Source organism: Geobacillus kaustophilus (assembly GCF_000948285.1).
Classification (GTDB): Bacteria; Bacillota; Bacilli; order Bacillales; family Anoxybacillaceae; genus Geobacillus; species Geobacillus thermoleovorans_A.
On sequence record NZ_JYBP01000003.1, the window covers coordinates 1,430,713 to 1,452,928 of the forward strand.

Sequence of the window (22,216 nt, forward strand, 5' to 3'; positions counted from 1 at the left end):
CCTCCCTTGTTCTAAGCATTCACATGCCCTAGCACGCCGTTCGTCGCCGTCATGGCGATAATGACACATCCCCACATATGTTTATAGGCAGTGACGATATCATTGCATGTAAACGTGATCGTTTTCGGGCCGATTAATGTCACTGTCGGTAATGTCGTTGTCATCATCGCTTGGTTTGGTCCTTTAAATTCAATTTCAAAGGTAACCGGCCCTTCTAGTTTCAACGGAGGGCATTGTTTCGCTTTCTGTACGGCCTGTTTCGCTTTTTCTCTAATTAACTCATGCGCTTTTGTCGGGTGAAGCAACTCCGCCGCAAAGCGGTCAATCCCGCGCTTGACTACAGCCGCTTCAACGTGAGGCAACGTTTCAAGCACTTCTTTCACATAAGCATCATCACCCGAGATAAAAATGGCCGGTACGTTGTAATAACCTGCAACAAACGCATTCATCTCTGTTTCCCCAACAACACGGCCATTAATCTTGATCTCATTCACACAGATGCCGGCCAAACTATGACTGATTATGGTCCTTTCCGATCCACCTTCACGTCCATGATGGCCAACAAACATAATCCCGTCAAAGCTATCATCAAGCCCCTCGAGCTGACACATCACGCGATTGTTCCCAGAGACAAGGCGCGCCCGCGGATCCAATTCCTCGATCAGGATGTTGGACATATTGCCATGGCCATCAGCAACCACTACTTCCGTCGCTCCTCCTAAAAAAGCACCCTCAATCGCTGCATTGACGTCCTGAGTCATGAGCTTACGGAACCGCTGGTATTCACTGTTCGTTTTTAATTGTTGGTTGGTTGCCACACCAGAGATCCCTTCCATATCGGCTGAAATAAAAATTTTCATAGCAACAACACCCCTTCTTTTTCAATTTATAAACAGCTAACGATTTTAAATATAATCAAACGTGTTTTTATATACTTCGAGCTGTACGATCGTATCCATTTCAAGAATCCCGTGTACACCATTTAGCATTTTTACTACTTCAGTGATTTCATCTTGACTGGGCACTGCAATTTGGATTAAAAGTTGGTAGCTTCCAGAAGTTAACGTAATATAGCGAACTTCTTTTATTTTCTTCAGCTGTTCAATCACATCCATTAACTTGTTCGCTTCCGTTTTTAAACGAATGATCGCCCCTGCGCGAATCCCAAGAGCTATTGGATTCACGACTCCCACCACTTCGAGAATCCCATGATCGATTAAATTTTTGTACCTCATCCGCACTGTTTTTTCCGTAACATTCAAATGATTAGAAATTTCTGTAAAAGACATCCTACCATCCCGAGATAACAGTTTAATGATTTGTCGATCCAGATCATCGATTTCGTACTTCATAATTTCCCCTTTTCTATACCGTTATGGAATTTTAATAACGAAAATAGATACAAATAAGAAATAAAATTGGTTATTTACAGCACAAAAAACTTGTTTTAGTATCTTAATTAGGACTATTTGATTTTTTATTATAATCACAATTAACAAAATATTCAATAGCCCGTTTGTATTTTCCAAAATATTTTAAGAAGAAATATTTCCAGAGGGGGAGGAAATCCATATGGTGACTGTCATTTCCGGAGGAACAGTACTAGTAGGAAACGGACAAAGAATGGAATCGGCGCACATTGTCATTAAGAACGGAAAAATCAAAACTGTGGCAACCGAGCTGCCGGATGTCTCCTCCGATCAAGTGAACATGATCGATGCCTCAGGCAAATTCATTACACCTGGGTTGATTGACGTTCATACTCACCTTGGTATACACGAGGAAGGGATTGGTAAAGAGGGACACGATTTCAATGAAACGAGCAACCCAACGACCCCACACGTTCGGGCAATCGATGGAATTAACCCAAAAGATAAAGGATTTGAGGATGCGAGAAAAGCAGGAGTAACAACGGTGCAAGTCATGCCCGGAAGCGCCAACGTAATTGGCGGAGAAATGGCAGTCATCAAAACCGCTGGGCAAACCGTTGATGAAATGGTGGTCCGACATCCTTCAGGAATGAAAGCCGCTTTTGGAGAAAACCCGAAACGGGTGTATGGGGAAAAAGGAAAACTACCGACAACAAGAATGGGGATTGCCGCTTTATTCCGCGAGCAGTTCATTCAAGCGCAAACGTACTTGCAAAAAATCGAAAGCGGCAAAGAAGTCGAGCGGGATTTGAAACTGGAAAATTTAGCGAAAGTATTGAAAAGAGAAATTCCGCTGCGCGCTCATGCACATCGCGCCGATGACATCATGACAGTGATTCGCTTAGCGAAGGAGTTTGGTTTCCGCTATACGATCGAACATTGCACCGAGGGGCATCATATCGCCAATTATATTGCCGAGAATGGGGTCCGTGTCTCTGTCGGCCCAACCATGTCATCCCGATCAAAAGTGGAGCTCGCGGATAAAGGATGGCATACGCTCCTTGCTTTGCGGGACGCCGGCGTCTCTTTCTCGATTACGACCGACCACCCGGTTGTCGGCATTGAACATTTGATGACGAGCGCCATTCTCGCTGTGAAGCATGGGTTGGAGGAGTCTTTAGCTCTTCAAGCCATTACATTAAACGCGGCAAAACATTTAGGCATCGAAGACCGTGTAGGCTCGATCGAAGTTGGAAAAGACGCCGATATCGTCATTTGGAGCGGCGACCCCTTTGACTTGCGCGAAAGCGTGGAACTGACCATGATCAACGGGGAAATCGTATTTCAACGTAACTGACTCTTAAGTAACCATCAACCTTGCTTAAAACGGCTTCTACCCCCTATAGGCAGAAGCCGTTCTCTTCCCTACCTCCCCCGAAACACCGGCTTCCGCTTTTCTAAAAAGGCGCGGACGCCTTCGCGGTGGTCTTCGGTTTGCCGCATGCGCTGTTGGGCGTCGGTTTCGAGTTCGAGCACGCGAAGCAAATCTTCTTTTGTTTGTTCGACGTACAACATTTTCGTGGCGATCATGGCTTGAAGCGGTTTTTCTTGCAAGGAAGCGATTGCTTGTTCCGCCTGTTGTTCATCTTCGACGATGAAGTCAATCAGCCCGAGCTGCTGCGCTTCGTCCGCGCTCATCGGTTTTCCTTCCCAAATGATCTGTTTGGCTTTCGCCGTGCCGACCCGCTGGGCCAAGAAGAAATGCCCGCCGCCGTCTGGGATGAGGCCGATGCCGATGAAATTCATCGCCAAGCGCGCTTCTTTCGTGGCGATGAGGTAATCGCTCGCCAAGGCAAAGCTGAACCCAAGGCCGGCCGCTGGGCCATGGATGAGCGAAACGGTGATTTTCGGCATCGTATACAAGAGCATGATCATCTCCTGAATCGTTTTCATCACAGTTTGAAATTGGCTCGGATCATCAACCGCCAGCATTGTCTTAATGTCGCCACCCGCAGAAAATCCTCTCCCTTTGCCGCGGATGACGACAACGGAAGCATCACTTTCCTTGATTTTCCGCAGCGCGTCGACGAGTTCCGTTAGCATTTGCACATCCATAGCATTTAACGCCTGCGGGCGGTTCAGTTCCAATATCGCTTTGTTTTGGTCAAATGTCAGCACAACCGTTTCCATGGCTCTCCTCCTCTGAATGATGATTCATTTCTTTTCATTCGCCATGAAGATTGTTTTTTCCTTGTTGGCGGCAAAAATATCATGTTCTCCAACACATCCATGCTTGACATCTTCATCTACTTGTAATAGCTTCTATGTCGGTGTTGCTTTTTTTCGAAGCACAGCGTGCCGATAAAGGAGTGGATCGCATGAGAAATCCAAGTGTACGAAACATCTCGTTTTATGCAGCGGCGGCTTTGATCTTCTCGATGATGGTCTACAACGTCTTTTATCATCTAGGAACATTCCCGATTTCAAGCTGGGACGAAGCGCGTCATGGCGTCAATGCATACGAAATGCTGAGGCATGGAAACTTGATCGTCAACACATACCTTGGGCATCCTGATTACTGGAATTTAAAGCCTCCTGTTAGCTACTGGGCGATCATGATTGGCTATAAACTCGTTGGGATGAACGCGCTTGGTTTGCGGCTGATGTCTGGCATTTGCGCTACGCTCACGGCCGTTGCCATTGCGCTATTTGTGAAAAAACGGTTTGGAAGCATGGCCGCGATCGTCTCATTGCTTGCCTTGTCTACTAGCACCCAATATCTTCTCAACCATTGCGCTCGCACAGGAGATGCGGATTCGCTCTTTGTATTCTTCTTTACGTTATCCATCCTTTCTTTGCTGGCCGCCAGACGGCAGACGCGATGGTTGTATGCAGCGGGCCTTGCCTGTTCACTTGCTTTTTTAACGAAAAGTTGGCATGCGGGGAACATTCTGTTGATCATGGTCTTATATTTTCTCATCACTAGGCAGTGGGAGTCAGGACGCTGGCGCGCATGGTGGAGGGCAGCGCTCACCTTCGTTGTTCCTGTGCTCGCTTGGGCTTTTGCCCGCTATCACTATGATGGATTCAGTTTTTTTAAACAAATGATCGGATATGACTTGTTGCTGCGCTCCACTCGGCCCATTGAAGGTCATATCGGCGATGAAACCTACTACGGCATCATTCTTGTTCATTTTTTCTTTTGGTGGCTGGCGCTCTTGGTCGGAATCATGGTCATCAGTTACATGCAAGGCGTTCGTCTTTTAGCGTTTGAAGGAACAGACCATCGATTGAAAGAAGATGTGATCGGGATTTTGCTTTGGATTTGCGTCCCGCTTCTCATGTTTACCATAGCTAAGACGAAAATCAGATGGTACATCCTCCCTGTCTATCCGCCGCTTTGCATGTTGATTGGCATTTGCGCAAGTCAATTATGGAGAAAAGGAACGTGGGGAGCACGCGGGCTGCTGCTTGCCGGACTGTTGTTCGTCGCATCGTTTTACGAAACGAATATTCAACATTATATCCATCATCCCAAGCCAAATTTCGAACTGGCATTGCTTCAGCAGACCGCCCAAATGCCTGTTCATGGATACGAACTGTTTATGTACCATCCGTTGCACGAGAAGGGTCGCTGGCCGCAAAATGCGGTCTTGACAGCAGAGCTTGCGAATGACCTCAAACCTCGGCACGGAGGGCTGAAAACGTTCTTGCATACAAGCCGAAGCCTGCTTCTCGTGAAAAAAGCATGGTTCAGCAAACAGCTCGAGCATAAATACCACCTGTCTGTTCTCGCCTCGAACCGTTGGGGATATATTTTGGAAAAGCACGCTTAATGAGGCAGCCTTGGAGTGACGCTCGCTCCAAGGCTGCACAGCCATTCTTTCCTAACAGAAACTTTCCTCCTATCTCTTCTCATCTCGCTTAACTTTCGTTAAAAATAATCAACTTCAACTCCGTCATTTCCTCGATCGCATAGCGAATGCCTTCACGCCCAAACCCGCTTTCTTTCACGCCGCCGTACGGCATATGGTCGACGCGGAACGTCGGGATGTCGTTGATCAGCACGCCACCGACGTGCAGTTGTTTCGCCGCTTTCCACGCGGTATGGACGTTGTCGGTGTAGATGCCTGCCTGCAAGCCGTAGCGCGAGTCGTTCACGAGCTCGATCGCCTCGTCGATTGAGCGGACGCGGTTGATCAACACAATCGGGGCGAACACTTCCTGGCACGACACTTTCATCGTCGGTTCGGCGTCCAAAATTACCGTCGGAAACAAAATGTTGCCGTCCCGTTCACCGCCGAGGACGACGTTCGCGCCGCTTTGTTTTGCCTCTTCGATCCAGGAAAGCGCCCGGTCGACATCGTTTGGCGTGATCAGCGCCGAAACGTCCGTGTTCGGATCGAGTGGATCGCCCGTTTTTAATTGTTTCGCCGCAGCGACAAATTTTTCGACGAACTCGTCATACCGTTTTTCATGGACATAGACGCGCTGCAGCGAGATGCACACTTGTCCTTGGAACGTAAAGGCGCCGAATACGCAGCGCGGAATGATGCGGTCAATGTCCACGTGCTCGTCGACGATGACGGCCGAGTTCGACCCAAGTTCAAGCGTAACCCGCTTTAAGCCCGCTTTATTGCGGATGCCGATGCCGACTTCCGGGCTGCCGGTGAAAGTGATCATGCTGATGCGCGGGTCGGTGACGATTTTATCGCCGACCGTGCGGCCGCTCCCAGTCACGACGTTAAGCGCCCCTTTCGGCAAACCCGCTCTCTCGAACAATTCAGCGATAAAGTAGGCCGACAGCGGCGTTTGGCTCGCTGGTTTCAACACAACCGTGTTGCCTGAGGCGATGGCCGGGCCGAGTTTATGGGCGACTAGGTTCATTGGAAAGTTAAACGGTGTGATCGCCCCGATGACGCCGATCGGCTCGCGGACCGTCAGGGCGATGCGATTTTCCCCTCCCGGCGCCGCGTCAAGCGGCAGCGTTTCCCCATGGATGCGCTTTGCTTCTTCGGCGGCGAATTTGTACGTTTGGATCGTGCGCGCCACTTCCCCTCTCGCCGTTGTGATCGGCTTGGCCGCTTCAAGCGCGATCAATTTTGCCGCTTCTTCCTGCCGAGCTTTCAGCTGCTCGACGACCCGTTCTAAAATAGCCGCCCGCTCGTAGGCCGGCATAGCAGCCATCGTTTGCCGCGCCGCATACGCCGCGGCGATCGCTTCATCGACTTCTTGTTCCGTCGCCACCGGGATTTCAGCGATCGTCTCGCGCGAATACGGCGATTTCAGTTCGGTATAAGACTTGGCTTCCCGCCATTCGCCGTTGATGTATAGTTTTTTTCTTTCCGCCATGTTCTCATCCTTTCCTAACTAATATTCGCAACCCAAACATTGCCTGTGTCAATACATTTTTTATTTCGCCGCAAATTTGCCAGAATCCTCTTTTTTGATCCGTTTATAGGACATGTTGCTGATCCTCTATCATTTTATTCCCCTCTTTCAGATTCGAGGATGGAAAGATGTAAGAAAAAACCACAATAGAAACGATGCTCACCCCAATTCCATACATAATCGGATTGGTCGAACTTAATCCCTCCATCGCTAAACCAGCCAGCACAACGACGGAACTAGTCATAATGGAATAAAAACCAGCTTTCGCCGTTGCCCGCTTCCAGAAGAAACCGAGAACCACTGGCACGAAAATGGCCCCTGACAGAATCGCATAGGCGACATCGAGCGCCACCAGCACGTCCTGAATCCAAATAGCAAAGATAATGGCGACAATCCCAACCGCTAACGTCATCATTCTGGACAAAAGGACAAACTGCCGATCGCTCATATTTTTGAGCCAATATTGCTTCAAAATATCATACGATAACAGAGTGGACGAGGCAAGCAATGTTCCGGAAGCCGTTGACATCAGGGCGGAACATACGCTTGCCAAAATGAGCCCCAACAAGCCGTGCGGCAGAATCTCTAATGACATGCTGGCAAATACGTTTTGCGGATCGTTCATATTCGGGAAAACAATCACCCCGCACATGCCAATGACGCTTAACGCCAATGCATAGGCAACACTGTACAAGCCGGCGTACACTGCGCCGCTTCGGGCAATTTTCGTTGTTCTGGCAGTAAACACCCGCTGCCAAATATCTTGTGATACAACCATTCCTAATGTATAGAGCAAGAAATATTGGAAAATATTCGCCCATCCCATGGACGTCAGATCAAAATGCGACGCTGGCAGTCGTTCCAAAAGCGACTCCCATCCACCGACATGGGACAAACTCATCGGCAACATCACGAAGAAAATGCCGACTGTCATCACGATAAACTGAATAATGTCTGTCATCGTAACGCTCCACATTCCCCCGAGAATCGTGTAAAACAACACGATTCCCCCGCCGACTAACATCGAAACTGTCATGCTCCAACCTAAAACGGAATGAATAATCGTTCCCATCCCGATGACTTGTGTCACCGAAACCATCAGCGTATAAATCGCGGCAACCAACGCACTGATCAAACGCGTTTCTTGATTGTAACGGCGTCCAAGCAGCTCACTGATCGTGGTCACGTTGGCGCCGTAAATTTGATTCGTAAAAAACAGGCCGAGCACCGCGATGCCTAGACCAATCATAAAGACAAACCACATGCCCGAAATTCCAAATTGATATCCTAACTTCGCCGTTCCAATCGTTGAAGCACCGCCCAAAATCACAGCGGACAGACATCCAAGATAGACAAATAGTCCGAGATTTCGGCCTGCCAACGCAAAATCTTCGGCGGTTTTCGCCCGCTTCGCCCCCAAAATCCCTGCGACGATCAATACGAGAAAATAACATAGGAGAACCCCAGTATCCAGTGCGTTCATAACCATTCCCCCATCCTCTTATTATCAGAAATCGCTGCCATTTTTCGAAAAACATTTTGCTTTCAAGACGCTTTCATCAGGAAGACAGCAGAAAGCCCTTCATTCTTTCAGTGAGGCACAACGTTGATCCCCGAACATGTCAAATCTCCAAGCCGCAATCGACATGCGCCCCCCTTTTTCATTTTCCAGAAACGAATGAATGCACACCGATTTCCGCTTCATATTCGGTCAACGCTTCGTCCAGCATGCTTAATCCTTCGTCAATCTGTTCTTTTGTCACGATCAGCGGCGGGATCATGCGAATCACTTCTCCTTGATTGCCGCATAGATAGAAAAGAACACCTTTTTGCAGACAACGATTCAAAATATTCATCACTCCCTTCCCATTCGGTTCGCCAGTATGCGGATGGACGATCTCAATGCCGATCATGAGTCCGATCGAACGCACGTCTCCAATGACGGAATGCTTCCTTTTTAAAACCTCCAGTTTTTTTCGCGCGTATTCCCCAACTTCCCTGCAATTTTCCAACAATTTTTCTTCCCTAAATACTTCTAAAGTCGCCAGCGCCGCCTCACATGCGATGGGGTTGCCGCCAAAGGTTGTCCCATGGCTGCCGAGCGGCCACTGTTTCATTAATTCTTTCGAAGCCACTGTTGCACTTAATGGAAGACCGGAAGCGATGCCCTTGGCAATTGCCATAATATCCGGCGTGACGCCAAACGTTTGAGCGGCAAACCATTCACCTGTGCGGCCAAAGCCTGTCTGCACCTCATCGAAAATGAGCAATATTCCATGGTGGTCGCAAATTTCCCTCATTTTGCGAAGCCACCCTTTCGGAGGAACGATATATCCTCCTTCTCCCAACACCGGCTCTACAATCATGCATGCCACTTCTTCGGGAGTCACTTGATGGGCAAACAAAGACGCTACATCACGTTCGAGCTTATCGGCGAAATACGCATCGGGATCCTCTCCTACCGAACAATCCTTTGGATTGGCATATGGAAGTTGATACGTCAACCCGTTTGGCTGCAAGTATTTCCGATATTTGCTTTTCGATGTGCTGACACTAAGCGCCCCTAACGAACGCCCATGAAAACATCCGGTAAATGAAATGACGTATGGCCGTCGCGTCACGTGTTTCGCTAATTTGATCGCACCTTCGATCGCTTCTGTTCCACTGTTGGCAAAAAAGAAGCAGTCAAGCCCTCCCGGCAAAATTTTCGTCAGCTCTTCGGCCAAGCGCAGAATTGATTCATACATGATGACGCCGCTCGGCCCATGTATCAGGCGGTCTGCAGCCTCTTTGATGGCATGCACGACTTTTGGATGACGATGACCCGTATTCGCCACGGCGATACCAGAAGTAAAATCAAGATATTTTCTTCCATCCAATCCGTAATAGTAGCATCCCTCTTCCTTGACAACCGGCAGATTCGGATGGTCTTTCGCCATCGTTGGCGCAAGCAAATCGGGCATTTTGTGAAAGAGAGGCATCCAGTTGTTCTCTGTCACGCACAACTCCCCCTTTGGTCAAGGCATTTTTGTTCATCGAAAACGAAGATGCAAATTTTATTCCAATTTTTAACCTATTCTATATTTTTTGGGCTCTTCACCACAACATGTACTTGACAAGCAATACGGTTTCCTGCACAAAGATATGCAAAACGTGCTGATTTTCCCTCACAAGCGTAAATAGGGTATGTTCAGAAAAAATCAAGTACAACTTTTGGTGAAGAGCCATTTTTTGTGAATTACTTTTATTAAGTTCCTGTTTTATAGCTTTACTTCCCATCCAGCAGCCGATCTCATTCATTTTTGAATCAAAAAATTCATTTTTGAATCAACACAGATTGTTCTTCTTTCAGGAAACATTTCCTCGTAGTGAAGAGATGAGTTTCAAATTAAAAAACCGCACCACGAAAAGGTGGCACGGTCCAAAAACACGATGTCACCATCACCTTTTTTCGACCACATCACGAAGTTTCCATCAGTCGTTTGACGAGGAATCACTCATCATGCCAATTCAGCAATGACCTCTTCGATGACATCCAATGCTTCCTCCAACTGTTCATCGGTGATGACAAGCGGCGTTAAGAGGCGAATGACATTGCTGTATAGACCCGCACTCATGACGATGACGCCCCGTTGATGGCATTCTCGCAAAATGGCGGCCGTTAACTCCTTATTCGGCGTTTTCGTCTTTGCATCGGTGACAAATTCAATGGCCACCATGGCTCCAAGCCCCCGTACATCCCCAATCGTCTCATATTTCTCCTGCAACTGTCTGAACCGCTTAATGACAGTTTCCCCAATGGCATTGGCGCGCTCAATGAGCCGCTCCTGCTGCAGCATATGAATCACTTCCAAAGCGGCCACGCAGCCAAGCGGGCTGCCCCCGTATGTCCCGCCGATTTCTCCTGGATTTGGCGCGTCCATAACTTCAGCTCTTCCTGTCACTGCGCTGATCGGCACCCCTGCTCCGATTGACTTCGACATGGTAATCAAATCGGGCACCACATCAAAATGTTCGATGGCGAACATCTTCCCCGTTCGCCCAAATCCGGTCTGAATTTCATCAACAATAAACAAAATTCCGTATTTTTCACAAATGTGTTTGACCCCTTGGACAAACGTTTTTGACGGAACAATAAACCCACCCTCTCCTTGCACAGGCTCCATCATAATCGCGGCTACGTCTTCTGCCGGAACTTCCGAGAGAAAAAAGTCCTCAAGCCGCTGCAAAAGCTCAGCATCCAATTCTTCGTTTGTCATGCCCGCCGGCTTTCGGTAATAATACGGATACGGCAGTTTGTACGTGTCGGGCGCAAAGGGGCCGAATCCAAATTTATACGGTTTAACTTTGCTCGTCAGCGACATCGCAAGCAACGTCCGCCCGTGAAACCCTCTTTCAAAAGAGAGAATGGCTCTTCTCCCAGTATACTTTCGAGCGATTTTGACGGCATTCTCGACGGCCTCTGCCCCGCTGTTCAAGAAAAAGGTCTTTTTTGGATGTTTACCTGGCGTGATGCGGTTCAATGTCTCGGCCAACTCAATATATGGCTCATACATCATGACATGGAAACACGGATGAATGTACTGCTCCACTTGTTTTCCGATCGCTTGCACCACTTTCGGCGGGCAATGGCCGACATTGAGGCTGCCGATCGCCCCGGCCAAGTCAATAAACGTATTTCCATCCACATCGGTTAAGAGCGCTCCCTCCCCTTTTACCGCAAACGTCGGTACGGTGTTAAACGGCCCCCGCGGGACGTGCTCCTCTTTTCTCCGCAAAAGTTCAGTTGCTTTCGGACCAGGGATCGCTGTTTTAACGTGGATCCATTTTTTTGTTTCTGCTTTCACCTTTATTTCCCTCCATCCTCATCCTATTGACTCACCTTGTATAGAAGCAAAAAACATGCCAAAAACTTTGCGGCAAATCATATAACAAGGAAAGAGGATTTTTTCGCTTCTTTAGATAAAGTTAGTAAATAGAATCGCAGACAAATCACCGGGAGGGAACATACATGCAACGGATCGCCGACATTTTAGAATTAGAATTGGATGCGATATTGAGATCATCCAACGATAATATTGTGATTACAGACGAAAACGGAATCGTTCTCCGCGCCAGCCCGAATTGCTTGTCCATTTACGGAAAGGACGCTTCTTATTTAGTCGGAAAGTCTGTCTATCAATTAGAAAAAGAAAACATCTTTTGCCCTTCGGTGACAGCCAGAGTATTACGGGAGAAAAAAGAGGTTCAACTCATGCAGCAAACCGCAACCGGACGGGTTGTCATGGCGACAGGCGTACCGGTATTTGATCAACAAAACCGCATTGTTCGGGTAATCAGTTTTTCGCATGATTTAACAGAGTTGGAGCGTTTGAAAGAAGACTATGAAAAACTAAGAAAACAGATGGAACATTATCAAATGGAAATAGGGGAATTGAAACCAGAAAATATTGTCATTCAAAGCAAGGCGATGGAACGGGTTTGGAAGCTCGTACACCGCGTTGCCCAGTCAGATGCGACTGTCCTTTTCCTTGGCGAATCCGGAGTCGGAAAAAATGTATTCGCCCGTTCCCTCCACCTCAATAGTCCAAGGCGAAATGAACCGTTTATTGAAGTAAACTGCAGCGCCATTCCTGAATCATTGTTTGAATCGGAAATGTTCGGCTATGAAAAAGGATCGTTTACCGGAGCGCAAAAAACAGGAAAACCAGGGCTGATCGAATTGGCCGACAAAGGAACTCTTTTCCTTGATGAAATTGGCGAACTTCCACTTTCGATGCAAGCGAAACTGCTGAAAGTGCTGCAGGAGAAAAAGGTCATACGCGTTGGAGGGGTGAAAGAACGATCGGTCGACTTTCGGTTGATTGCCTCGACCAATCGGGACTTAGAGGAGATGATAAAGCAGGGGAAGTTTCGCCAAGACTTATTTTATCGTTTACATGTGATCCCGATTTATGTTCCTTCTTTGCGCGAGAGAAAAGAAGATATTTTCATGTTAGCGCAATACTTTTTGGAAAAGTTTAATAAAAAATACCATATGGATAAATACTTCCATCCATCCATTGTTGATCACCTGATTCACTACAATTGGCCAGGCAACGTGCGAGAGTTGGAAAATATGATCGAGCGATTGGTCATTACCTCTGAAACGAGAGCCATTTATCCAGAATATCTCCCTTTTTTCATCCATCAACATCCAGAGGCGATTGCAATCCATCCGCCGTTAGCAAAAGGGAACGAACCATCGACATTAAAAGAAGCCATTGAACAAGTGGAACGGCAATGGCTTCTGCGCGCCGTCAAACAATGCAAAACAACGTATGAGATGGCTGATTATCTTGGCATCAGCCAGCCAACGGTCGTACGAAAGTTAAAAAAGTACCGTATTGATTCAAAAATGGATTAAAATTCACATTTTTGCATGACATGTTTTCATCCATCCTTTTTTATCATTCCAAACCGGTGGGGGCGCTTGCTTCGGATGCTCGAGTATAAAGCGAAATGGTACGGGCGGACGGTGGTCCGTGTCGGCCGCACGTTTCCATCGAGCCAATTGTGCTCGTGCTGCGGGCGCCGGCATGTTGAGGTGAAATCGCACGACATCCGCGAGTGGGTGTGCCCAAACTGCGGAGCTGAACACGATCGAGACGAGAACGCCGCCCGAAATATTTTGCAGGAAGGGCTTCGTTTGCTGTCTTCGTAAGACAGCTGAACCGTGGGACGCACGGGGATGGCTTGGTGAACAGCCTGCCGCAGGGCGGGGGTTCCCGAGAATCTCCCACCTCGAAGCGCAAGCGTAGGTGGGAGAGCGTTCAATCCGATGAGAAAAAGAAGACCCGTAAGCGCCGCTACTTATATGAAAAACAAACCCGCTTACGGGCCTTTTTGTTTCTGCATTCTTGGCACATTTTTTGCTTTAAAGACTATGAGAGCATTTTGAATGCCCAAGGAGGTCTTGACATGTACAAACCGAAAGATTCTTCCCTGTCCCCCCGCTTTTGCGGAGTTCGCACCTTTATGCGGTTGGAACAAATCAAAACAACAGACGATGTCGATTTTGTCATAGTTGGCGTTCCTTTTGACACCGCGGCATCGAACCGAACTGGACAACGATATGGCCCACAGCACATTCGCAGTGTTTCTGTCTTGCTTCGCCCTTACAATCCAGATATGGATATTGATATTTTTGCCTATTGTTCCGGCGTCGATTTCGGGGATATTGATGTCATTCCCGGCAATGCGCTCCGCACGTATGATCGCATCGTCGAAGAGCTGCGGCCGTTGTTGAAGAATGATGTCGTTCCCATTATCATGGGGGGCGATCACTCCATTACGTTGGGGAATTTACGAGCTTTTTATGAGCGCTTTGGCCCCATCGCACTCGTTCATTTTGATTCTCACAGTGACACTTGGGACCATTACTATGGAGAAAAATATATGCATGGCACGCCGTTCCGCCGCGCCGTCGAAGAAGGGTTGCTTGATGTGGACCATTCGATCCAAATCGGCATGCGCGGACCGCTTTACAGCGCTGATGATATCGAGGATGCCCAGCGGCTTGGCTTCGAAGTCATTCCGATGAAAGAAGTCCGGCAGATCGGCTTTTCCGAAGTGATGCGCCGCGTTCATCAACGCGTCGGGGACAAACCCGTTTTCGTTTCCTACGATATAGACTTTGTCGATCCTGCTTTTGCCCCGGGTACTGGCACACCGGAAGTGGGCGGGCCGACCAGTTATGAGGCGCTCGAATACGTAAGGGGGCTTGACGGGCTGAATATTGTCGGATTTGACCTCGTCGAAGTATTGCCTGCTTATGACTGCGGAGAAATTACAGCGGTATTGGCTTCTGCCATTATGTATGAGATGATTACACTTGTGGCGTTAAAGAAAAAGCGGGCGCAGTCAAACACCCTGTCGGCAGCGAAAACGACATAAAACCATTTTAACGAAAAGGGGCAGCCTTCCATGGTGTATATCAATGGAAAATGGAGCAAAGGACAAGGGAAAACAAGAGCCATCATCAATCCCGCGAATGAGGAAATCATAATAGAAATCAATGAAGCATCCCAGTCACAAACCGTAGAGGCGATCCAAGCGGCCCATCACGCCTTTCAATACACCGATTGGCCATCCAATCCGAGCATGCGGATTGCTGCGCTTCGCCAATTGGCGGATCTGTTGGAAAAAAACGCCGAAACATTCGCTTCGATCGAGACGTTGAATACAGGAAAACCGATTCGCGAGTCGCGCCTCGATGTCAGTGATTCGATCCAATGCCTCCGTTACTACGCCGATTTTGTTGAGCAACGGACCATCGAGGAAAAGAAAAGAACCGATGGCACGACAAGCAAAATCATTGAGGAACCGATCGGGGTATGCGCCCTCATCGTTCCTTGGAATTTCCCGCTCTTATTGGGGATATGGAAATTGGCTCCGGCGCTTGCGGCGGGAAATACAGTGGTGTTTAAGCCATCAGAACTGACTCCGCTATCGTTCATGGAACTGACGAAGCTGATCGATTCCATCGGCCTCCCGCCCGGCGTGTTTAATCTCGTGCTTGGCGGCGGTTCGCCGGTTGGAGAAACATTGGTGACACATCCTGATGTGGAAAAAATATCGTTTACTGGCGGAACGAAAACCGGACGATGGATTTACGAACAATGCGCTCGTCGTTTGAAGCGAGTGTCTTTGGAACTCGGCGGAAAATCCCCGCTGATCATTTTTGACGATGCGGATCTTATGAGCACCGTCGAGTGGGCGCTGTTTGCTTCCTTCTTCAATCAAGGGGAAGTGTGTGTGGCTGCTTCGCGCATTCTCGTTCATCGACACGTTTATGATTCGTTTATCGATCAGTTGGTCAAAAGACTGACGTCCCTCCGCATCGGAGATCCTTTCGCGGAAAACACTGAGATGGGGCCGTTAATCAGCTCCTCACATTTAGAAAAAGTGGAAACGTATATCCAGATCGGCTTGCAGGAGGGAGCAGTGCTGCTACAGGGAGGGGAACGAATCAAAGAACGGGGGTATTATCTCACCCCTGCCGTTTTCACCCACGTCCGTCAAGACATGCGCATCGTCCAAGAAGAAATTTTTGGTCCTGTTATTACCGTACAACCGTTTGAACATGACGAAGAAGCCATCGGCTTGGCGAACGATACGATATACGGACTAGCAGCTGGCCTATTCAGCCGAAATCTCGAACGGGCGGAACAAATCGCCGGCAAATTGAGAGCAGGAACGATTTGGATAAACAGCTATCACACTCCTTATGTCGATGCCCCTTGGGGCGGCATGAAACAAAGCGGAATCGGCCGGGAGCTTGGGCCGCAAGGATTTGCCGCTTTTACGGAAACAAAGCATGTGAACATCAGCCAACATGGCCAACCACTCGGATGGTATCCATCGCACTCCTGATTTCGTCCTTAGGACGAAATCAGTGCAGGTTTATTATTCTGAATATTTAAAATAAAAAAATCAAGGAGGAATGATCCTCATGAAATGGACAGAACGGTTGGGTCATGATGATATTCGGCCGACCCCGATGAACGAACGGAGCATGAACTTTTTTAGCACGTTTACCCTCTGGATTGCGGCGAATGTTGTGATTACCACTGTCATGACAGGAATGATGTTTGTTCCTGACATTTCCTTCGCCAACGCCATGCTGGCGATTGTTGTCGGTTCGGCGATCGGCGCCATTCCGCTCGCCCTTACTGGAAACATCGGCATCCGCACCGGACTCCCTACAATGGTGATGACAAGAGCAGCTTTTGGACAAAAAGGAGCCATCCTTCCCGCCTTTGTCAACACGATCATTTTAATCGGCTGGAGCTGGATTCAAGCCTATATGGCTGGCCTTAGCCTGAATTATGCCGTCCATTACACGACTGGATACAGCAATATCAACCTATTTGTGATCTTAACGGAGCTCCTTGTTGTGATCATTACGATTTTTGGCCACCGAGGGGTGGAACGAATTGAAAAATATATATCGATTGCCATGTTGATTTTATCTTTCCTTGTTTTCTACAAAATTTTTACGACTTACGACATTTCGACACTCGTCGAAATGAAATTGAGCGAGCATCCATCCGTGACCACGATCATAGCCTTTGACATCGTCGTCGCCACCGCTTTTTCTTGGATGTCGACAGTTTGCGATTTCAACCGCAACTGCCGCTCCGAAACAGGCGGGTTTTGGGGAACGTATTTTGGTTATCTTGTCGCGTCCATTGTCGCGATGGGGCTTGGGGCCGTTGTCAGCGGCTTCAGCATTGCCTCGAACATGGAACGGACTTATGATCCCACCATTCTCCTTGCGGCTTACGGATTTGGATTGATCGCGTCTATCGTCGTTTTCTTTTCTGTACTCTCGACCAATGTCATGGCATTATATAGCGCCACAATGTCGTTTATGAACGTCTTCCCGCGCGCGGGCTTTTGGAAACCGACGTTGATCATGGGAGTGATTTGCACGCTTGGCGCCTTGCTGAAAGAAGTGCTGATGTCCCATTTCTTTAACTTCATTATGCTGATTGCCACGTTGTTCATTCCTGTGTTTGCGATTGTGCTCGTTGATTACTTTTTTATCAAAAAAGGGGTATACGACGCGGAAGATATTTTGTACGATACAAAAGGTCAATATCGTTATCAAAAAGGAGTCAACATCGCCGCCTACATCACCTATATCGTTGGAGCTGTCTTCGCCTATTATTTTACGTACATTCATCCACTTGCCGTCGGCTCCACCATGCTGACGTTTCTTTTATCGGGGGCTGTTTATTTTGGGTTGATGAAATGGACAAAACAAATATTGGCAAGCACGAATACGATGGAGCTTGAATCTCCCACTAACTTGGAGGGATGATATGAATCGATCGTTTGACATCGCGTTGGCGCAGATGGCGCCGGCGAACGGCGACATTGGCGCCAACTTGGCCAAAATGGAGGCTATCATCAATGAGTGCAAGCGAAAGTTCCCTAATGTCCATCTTCTTCTGTTCCCGGAACTTTGCACCACTGGCTACGTATTATCGGAAACGCTGAAAGAGGCGGCCCAAACATGGGACGGCCCTACGTTTCAGCACATGAGCCAGCTTGCTCAAAAATTTCAATTGTATATTGCCTACGGATACGCTGAAAAAGATCGTGCAGAAAATATATACAACTCTCTTATGTTGATTCATCCCAGTGGACAATGTATAGGCAATTATCGAAAAATCCACTTGACTCCTTTCGAAAAAAACTGGTTTTCTTCGGGAGCCGAGCCGGTGCTGGTGGATACAGAACTCGGCCGCATTGGTCTAATGATTTGTTGGGACTTAGCTTTTCCAGAATTAGCAAGATACCTAGCCGTCCATGGAGCCGAGCTTCTTCTCGTTCCATGCGCTTGGGAATCTCCCTTTCATGCACCGTTTCAAAAATTCGCCATGGCACGTGCGATCGATAATACGGTTTATGTGGCTGCATGCAATCAAATCGGACGGTCTTCTTCTTTCCATTTCTTTGGTTTATCCTCTATTTATGGGCCGGATGGAAGTGAAATAGCCGCAGCCAACATGGATGGACGGGAAGAACTCGTACACGCAATGATCGATCAAAACGAGCGCCAAAGGTTAAAGAAAAACTTTTACACCATGATGGACGAACGACGGACAGATGTTTATCAAGCATGGGTGGTGAAGGAGAAATGAACATCAAAAAAATCATTGATTTGTCCATGCCGCTCACGCCCCACACCCCGATTTACCCCGGCGACCCGAAGCCCGAGATCGAACCGGCGGCGACGTTCGCTCGGGACGGCTATCACGTCAGCCGCTTGGTGCTCGGTTCGCACAGCGGCACCCACGTCGATGCGCCGTTCCATTTTTGCGAGCACGGCTGGCGGTTGAATGAAGTGCCGCTTGCCTATTTTCTCGGCCGCGGGCTCGTGATCGACGCAACGGGAAAAGCGGAAGGCGAGGCGGTGACGATGGCCGATGCCGCCCCGTATATCCCGAAGCTGTCGCCAGGGACGATCGTTCTTTTTCACACCGGTTGGTCGCGCTATACCGGAACGGAGCGGTATTTCCGCCATCCGTACGTTGCGCCGGATGTGATTGAAGCGATGCTTGAACGCGGCGTCCGCACGTTTTTCATCGACGCGCTCAACATCGATCCGCCCGACGGCTCTTCGTTCCGCGCCCATGAACTCATTCTTGGCGCCAACGGGGTGATCGGGGAAAATTTTGCGAACTTCGAGCAAATCGATTTTGATGACCCGTACATCATCGCCCTGCCGCTTTCCTTGCCCGGAGGCGACGGTTCGCCCGTTCGGGCGGTGGCGGTGCAATGGGGAGAATGAAGAAGAGCGGCAACAACCAAACGCCCCGTCCTTTTCTTTAGGTGCGGGGCGTTTTTGGTCTGATCAAGCTGCGTTTTCACCACCCGGTTCATTTGATGATTTTCGCCGGGCTTCCGCTAACTACCGCATTGGCCGGAACATCTTTCATCACAACCGTGCCTGAGGCGATGACCCCATTGTCGCCGATTGCCATGACGGTCCCGCCATCAAAACGTTCTGGCGAGTTCCTCATTTCCTCTGCCGCCTGCTCATCATCCTTGAGGAAAACAGTCTCCCAACTCTTTTTCAATCCGTTCCCCTTCCCTATAATAACCGTCCATCACATCCTTTGGCACCATGCTTCCGCCCGTCGCCCAGCCAATATGGGTGGCGTTTTTCATTTTTTCTTTCAAATCGTTTTCCTCTAAATACGTTTGTCCCGCCGAATAACGAAACAGCCAAACAGGCCCCGCCGCCCCTGCCAATGCAGATGGCTCTAAACGGATATTCTCTGTATCGACCATGGCCGCGAGCAAGCGGTAAAGCGTTTGATCATCCACCGTGTATACGCCGCTGATGACGTGTTCTAACATTTTCCCGACAAATCCCGAAGGCCGCCCCACTGCCAATCCGTCCGCTTCGGTCTTGTTGTCGAGGCCAAACTCTTGCACCGACACGCGGTCGTGCTGTCCTGTCATCAACCCAAGCAGCATGCAAGGCGAATGCGTCGGTTCAGCGAAAAAGCAATGCACATGATCCCCATACACGAGTTTCAGGCCAAAGGTTACTCCGCCCGGACCGCCGCCAACGCCGCAAGGAAGATACACAAACAGTGGATGGTCCTCATCGACGACGATGTTCATATCCTCTAATTGCTGTTTCAGCCTCGACGCCGCCACCGCATAGCCTAAAAACAGATGGATCGAATTTTCGTCATCAATAAAATACGAGGTCGGATCCTGTGCCGACTGTCTTCGCGCCTCTTCCACCACTTTGTTGTAATCAGTGAGATGTTCGATGACGGTGACCCCTTTGCTTCGCAACAGGTCTTTTTTCCATTGTTTGGCATCGACTGACATATGAACGGTGACGTTGAACCCAAGCTGCGCCCCGATGATGCCGATGCTCAAGCCTAAATTTCCTGTCGAACCGACGACAAGCGAATAGCGGGAAAAGAACTGCCGGAATTCTTCGCTGGCCATGACCGCATAGTCGTCTCCCATGGCGATCATACCGTTTGCGAGCGCAAGATCTTCCGCGTGTTTCAAGACTTCGTAAATGCCCCCTCTCGCTTTGATCGACCCGGAGATGGGAAGATGGCTGTCGCATTTTAGCAGCAGCTCCCCCTCGATGTTTGTCTGAAACATCTTTTCCAAACGCCGTTGCATGTTCGGAATCCGCACCAAAGAAGATTCAATGATTCCATTTGTATTTCGCGTCTCTGGAAACACGTTTGCGATATAAGGGGCAAAGCGGCGCAATCGCTCTTCCGACTCCTTGACATCGCGTTCGCCTAAAGAAATCGTTCGCACCGCTTGCTCAAACGCGCGATATTTTGGATTGCGCCAAAATACCGCTTCCGTTGCCATGATGTTTTTCAATAATGGAAACTCTCTTCCCCACTCTTGTATGGTTTTTCCGGACACGATATGGCTTCCTCCTTAATTCTTTGTTTGTCCCCGTCTCCCTTGACAACTCTTTCGCCTCTTTTTTGCGGTTGCTGGTCAGGGGCGAATTCGATCCTATGAATGCCTCACGATACTCATTTGGAATGTTTATAGAACTTTTGACGTTGCCATCATTCATCCCTTTTCAGTTTCACGAAAACTTTTTCCATTGTCAATGCGTTTACATCTTTGAAAAATGAGCTTGTTTCCATTACGATAAAGATGCAAACTACATAGCGGAGATGGTGATCATGAGCGATCGGCGTTATTTGCCGCTTTTATTTCTTGTGATGTTTTTCGTCATGGTTGGGTTCGGCATTATTATCCCCGTCCTTCCGTTTTACGCTGAAAAAATCGGCGCTACCCCAACACAGCTCGGCTGGTTGATGGCCGTATATTCTTTCATGCAATTTTTATTTGCGCCGATGTGGGGGAAACTATCGGACCGATATGGACGAAAACCGATGCTGCTTGTCGGCATTTTCGGTTTGGCCCTTTCGTTTTTCTTGCTCGCCGCCGCGACAAAACTTTGGATGTTGTTTGCCGCCCGCATCATCGGCGGATGTCTATCTGCCGCCACGATGCCGACCGCCATGGCGTACGTCGCAGACGTGACGACCGGAGAAAACCGCGGCAAGGGGATGGGCATGATCGGGGCGGCCGTCGGGCTTGGATTTATTTTCGGACCGGGGATCGGCGGCGTGTTTTCGAAAGCGAGCTTAACTGCTCCGTTTTGGGTGGCAGGCAGCTTGGCACTCTTGACCGCTATATTCGTTTTCGTTTTCTTGCATGAGTCGCTTCCAAAAGAAAAACGATCGAACGTAAAAACAAAGCGGCCATCGCTTGCGGCCGCCCTCCAAAGTCCTCTAGCCCGTCTATACGTGTTGCAGTTCATGGTGACGTTTTCCCTTGCCGGACTTGAAGCGACGTTTGCTTATTTTGCCGCTGAACGGGCAGGGCTTTCATCGACGGAACTTGGCTGCATTTTTATGATTATGGGGCTTGCAGGGGCCATCGTCCAAGGAGGAATGCTTGGAAAACTGATTCAATTATTCGGTGAAGGAACCGTCATTCGCGGCGGACTGTTTTTATCAGCGCTCGGCTTTACCCTTATTTTATTCATCCATGACTTTTGGACAGCCGCGCTCTATTTAACAATTTTCGGCATCGGCAACGGCGTCATTCGCCCGTGCGTATCCGCCTTGTTAACAAAACATACGACCGATGGACAAGGAAGCACAACAGGCGTCTTATCATCGTTCGACTCGCTCGGCCGCATTGGCGGTCCGGCGATGGCCGGCTGGTTGTTTACATTAAAGCCCAGTTTGCCATATGCGGCAGGAATTGCGCTTACATTCATTTCCTTTTCCGTTTTTCAATCGTTCCAACGCGCGATGATGCAAAAAGACACATCCCTTTGATTCAAGAGGGGAAAGAGGGAATGGGGGTGACCCGCTACACACGCA

17 protein-coding genes and 2 pseudogenes are annotated in these 22,216 nt (G+C 48.8%); 10 read left to right on the plus strand and 9 right to left on the minus strand.

Annotated features, from left to right (window positions below; translation table 11 throughout):
- Positions 1–11: 11 nt before the first annotated feature.
- Positions 12–860 (minus strand): M55 family metallopeptidase, encoded by an 849-nt coding sequence (locus LG52_RS07580; RefSeq protein WP_023633851.1) that lies wholly within the window; start codon positions 858–860, stop codon positions 12–14.
- A 45-nt stretch (positions 861–905) separates the two neighbouring features.
- On the minus strand, positions 906–1,352 hold the full coding sequence (locus tag LG52_RS07585; protein ID WP_023633850.1) for an Lrp/AsnC family transcriptional regulator: 447 nt from the start codon (positions 1,350–1,352) through the stop codon (positions 906–908).
- 220 nt (positions 1,353–1,572) lie between these two features.
- Here LG52_RS07585 and LG52_RS07590 point away from each other — a divergent pair, with 220 nt between their 5' ends.
- The gene (locus tag LG52_RS07590; RefSeq protein WP_013523926.1) at positions 1,573–2,727 is read left to right on the plus strand and encodes an amidohydrolase; all 1,155 of its coding nucleotides are present in this window, start codon (positions 1,573–1,575) and stop codon (positions 2,725–2,727) included.
- A 68-nt stretch (positions 2,728–2,795) separates the two neighbouring features.
- On the opposite strand, the gene LG52_RS07595 is transcribed toward LG52_RS07590, so the two are convergent.
- A complete protein-coding gene (locus LG52_RS07595) occupies positions 2,796–3,560 on the minus strand; it encodes an enoyl-CoA hydratase (RefSeq protein WP_011231403.1) in 765 nt (254 codons plus the stop codon).
- Between the two features lie 188 nt (positions 3,561–3,748).
- Between LG52_RS07595 and LG52_RS07600 the strand changes: the two genes are divergently transcribed.
- Entirely contained in the window at positions 3,749–5,206 is a 1,458-nt protein-coding gene (locus tag LG52_RS07600) for an ArnT family glycosyltransferase (RefSeq protein ID WP_044731467.1), read from the plus strand.
- Between the two features lie 88 nt (positions 5,207–5,294).
- Here the strand turns inward: LG52_RS07600 and LG52_RS07605 are convergent, their stop codons facing one another.
- From LG52_RS07605 to gabT, 4 genes are all read right to left on the minus strand, one after another.
- On the minus strand, positions 5,295–6,722 hold the full coding sequence (locus LG52_RS07605; protein ID WP_044731468.1) for an aldehyde dehydrogenase family protein: 1,428 nt from the start codon (positions 6,720–6,722) through the stop codon (positions 5,295–5,297).
- A gap of 103 nt (positions 6,723–6,825) precedes the next feature.
- Positions 6,826–8,244 (minus strand): sodium:solute symporter, encoded by a 1,419-nt coding sequence (locus LG52_RS07610; RefSeq protein ID WP_044731469.1) that lies wholly within the window; start codon positions 8,242–8,244, stop codon positions 6,826–6,828.
- Between the two features lie 178 nt (positions 8,245–8,422).
- A complete protein-coding gene (locus tag LG52_RS07615) occupies positions 8,423–9,760 on the minus strand; it encodes an aspartate aminotransferase family protein (RefSeq protein WP_044731470.1) in 1,338 nt (445 codons plus the stop codon).
- A gap of 501 nt (positions 9,761–10,261) precedes the next feature.
- Positions 10,262–11,608 carry a 4-aminobutyrate--2-oxoglutarate transaminase gene (gene gabT, locus LG52_RS07625; protein WP_044731471.1) on the minus strand — a complete coding sequence of 449 codons (1,347 nt, stop codon included), beginning with the start codon at positions 11,606–11,608 and terminating at the stop codon, positions 10,262–10,264.
- 164 nt (positions 11,609–11,772) lie between these two features.
- Here gabT and LG52_RS07630 point away from each other — a divergent pair, with 164 nt between their 5' ends.
- The 7 genes and pseudogenes from LG52_RS07630 (at position 11,773) to LG52_RS07660 (ending at position 19,104) form a co-directional block, all read left to right on the plus strand.
- On the plus strand, positions 11,773–13,167 hold the full coding sequence (locus LG52_RS07630; protein WP_044731472.1) for a sigma-54 interaction domain-containing protein: 1,395 nt from the start codon (positions 11,773–11,775) through the stop codon (positions 13,165–13,167).
- A 57-nt stretch (positions 13,168–13,224) separates the two neighbouring features.
- Positions 13,225–13,464: pseudogene (locus LG52_RS07635) on the plus strand (zinc ribbon domain-containing protein); the annotation flags it as partial.
- Between the two features lie 257 nt (positions 13,465–13,721).
- The gene (gene speB / locus LG52_RS07640) at positions 13,722–14,696 is read left to right on the plus strand and encodes an agmatinase (protein ID WP_044731474.1); all 975 of its coding nucleotides are present in this window, start codon (positions 13,722–13,724) and stop codon (positions 14,694–14,696) included.
- 30 nt (positions 14,697–14,726) lie between these two features.
- Positions 14,727–16,175 carry an aldehyde dehydrogenase family protein gene (locus tag LG52_RS07645; RefSeq protein ID WP_044731475.1) on the plus strand — a complete coding sequence of 483 codons (1,449 nt, stop codon included), beginning with the start codon at positions 14,727–14,729 and terminating at the stop codon, positions 16,173–16,175.
- A gap of 79 nt (positions 16,176–16,254) precedes the next feature.
- The gene (locus tag LG52_RS07650; protein WP_044731476.1) at positions 16,255–17,628 is read left to right on the plus strand and encodes a purine-cytosine permease family protein; all 1,374 of its coding nucleotides are present in this window, start codon (positions 16,255–16,257) and stop codon (positions 17,626–17,628) included.
- A gap of 1 nt (position 17,629) precedes the next feature.
- Positions 17,630–18,454, plus strand: a complete 825-nt coding sequence (locus tag LG52_RS07655; protein WP_044731477.1) for a carbon-nitrogen hydrolase family protein — start codon at positions 17,630–17,632, stop codon at positions 18,452–18,454.
- Positions 18,451–19,104: a cyclase family protein gene (locus LG52_RS07660; protein ID WP_044731478.1), complete on the plus strand. Its 654-nt coding sequence runs from the start codon at positions 18,451–18,453 to the stop codon at positions 19,102–19,104. Before LG52_RS07655 ends, LG52_RS07660 begins: the two co-directional genes overlap by 4 nt.
- 88 nt (positions 19,105–19,192) lie before the next feature.
- Here the strand turns inward: LG52_RS07660 and LG52_RS07665 are convergent.
- A pseudogene (locus LG52_RS07665) lies at positions 19,193–19,297 on the minus strand (acetyltransferase); the annotation flags it as partial.
- Positions 19,298–19,355: 58 nt separating this feature from the next.
- Complete coding sequence (locus LG52_RS07670; RefSeq protein ID WP_044731479.1) at positions 19,356–20,732, minus strand: D-serine ammonia-lyase; 1,377 nt, start codon at positions 20,730–20,732, stop codon at positions 19,356–19,358.
- A 269-nt stretch (positions 20,733–21,001) separates the two neighbouring features.
- Between LG52_RS07670 and LG52_RS07675 the strand changes: the two genes are divergently transcribed.
- Complete coding sequence (locus LG52_RS07675; RefSeq protein WP_044731480.1) at positions 21,002–22,171, plus strand: tetracycline resistance MFS efflux pump; 1,170 nt, start codon at positions 21,002–21,004, stop codon at positions 22,169–22,171.
- The last annotated feature ends 45 nt before the right edge of the window (positions 22,172–22,216 follow it).

Coding starts and splice junctions, on each gene's coding strand:
- LG52_RS07590 (WP_013523926.1), top strand. CDS start 1,573: ATGGTGACTGTCATTTCCGGAGGAACAGTACTAGTAGGAAACGGACAA.
- LG52_RS07675 (WP_044731480.1), top strand. CDS start 21,002: ATGAGCGATCGGCGTTATTTGCCGCTTTTATTTCTTGTGATGTTTTTC.
- LG52_RS07650 (WP_044731476.1), top strand. CDS start 16,255: ATGAAATGGACAGAACGGTTGGGTCATGATGATATTCGGCCGACCCCG.
- LG52_RS07595 (WP_011231403.1), bottom strand. CDS start 3,560: ATGGAAACGGTTGTGCTGACATTTGACCAAAACAAAGCGATATTGGAA.
- speB (WP_044731474.1), top strand. CDS start 13,722: ATGTACAAACCGAAAGATTCTTCCCTGTCCCCCCGCTTTTGCGGAGTT.
- LG52_RS07610 (WP_044731469.1), bottom strand. CDS start 8,244: ATGAACGCACTGGATACTGGGGTTCTCCTATGTTATTTTCTCGTATTG.
- LG52_RS07585 (WP_023633850.1), bottom strand. CDS start 1,352: ATGAAGTACGAAATCGATGATCTGGATCGACAAATCATTAAACTGTTA.
- LG52_RS07600 (WP_044731467.1), top strand. CDS start 3,749: ATGAGAAATCCAAGTGTACGAAACATCTCGTTTTATGCAGCGGCGGCT.
- LG52_RS07655 (WP_044731477.1), top strand. CDS start 17,630: ATGAATCGATCGTTTGACATCGCGTTGGCGCAGATGGCGCCGGCGAAC.
- LG52_RS07580 (WP_023633851.1), bottom strand. CDS start 860: ATGAAAATTTTTATTTCAGCCGATATGGAAGGGATCTCTGGTGTGGCA.
- LG52_RS07660 (WP_044731478.1), top strand. CDS start 18,451: ATGAACATCAAAAAAATCATTGATTTGTCCATGCCGCTCACGCCCCAC.
- LG52_RS07630 (WP_044731472.1), top strand. CDS start 11,773: ATGCAACGGATCGCCGACATTTTAGAATTAGAATTGGATGCGATATTG.
- LG52_RS07645 (WP_044731475.1), top strand. CDS start 14,727: ATGGTGTATATCAATGGAAAATGGAGCAAAGGACAAGGGAAAACAAGA.
- LG52_RS07605 (WP_044731468.1), bottom strand. CDS start 6,722: ATGGCGGAAAGAAAAAAACTATACATCAACGGCGAATGGCGGGAAGCC.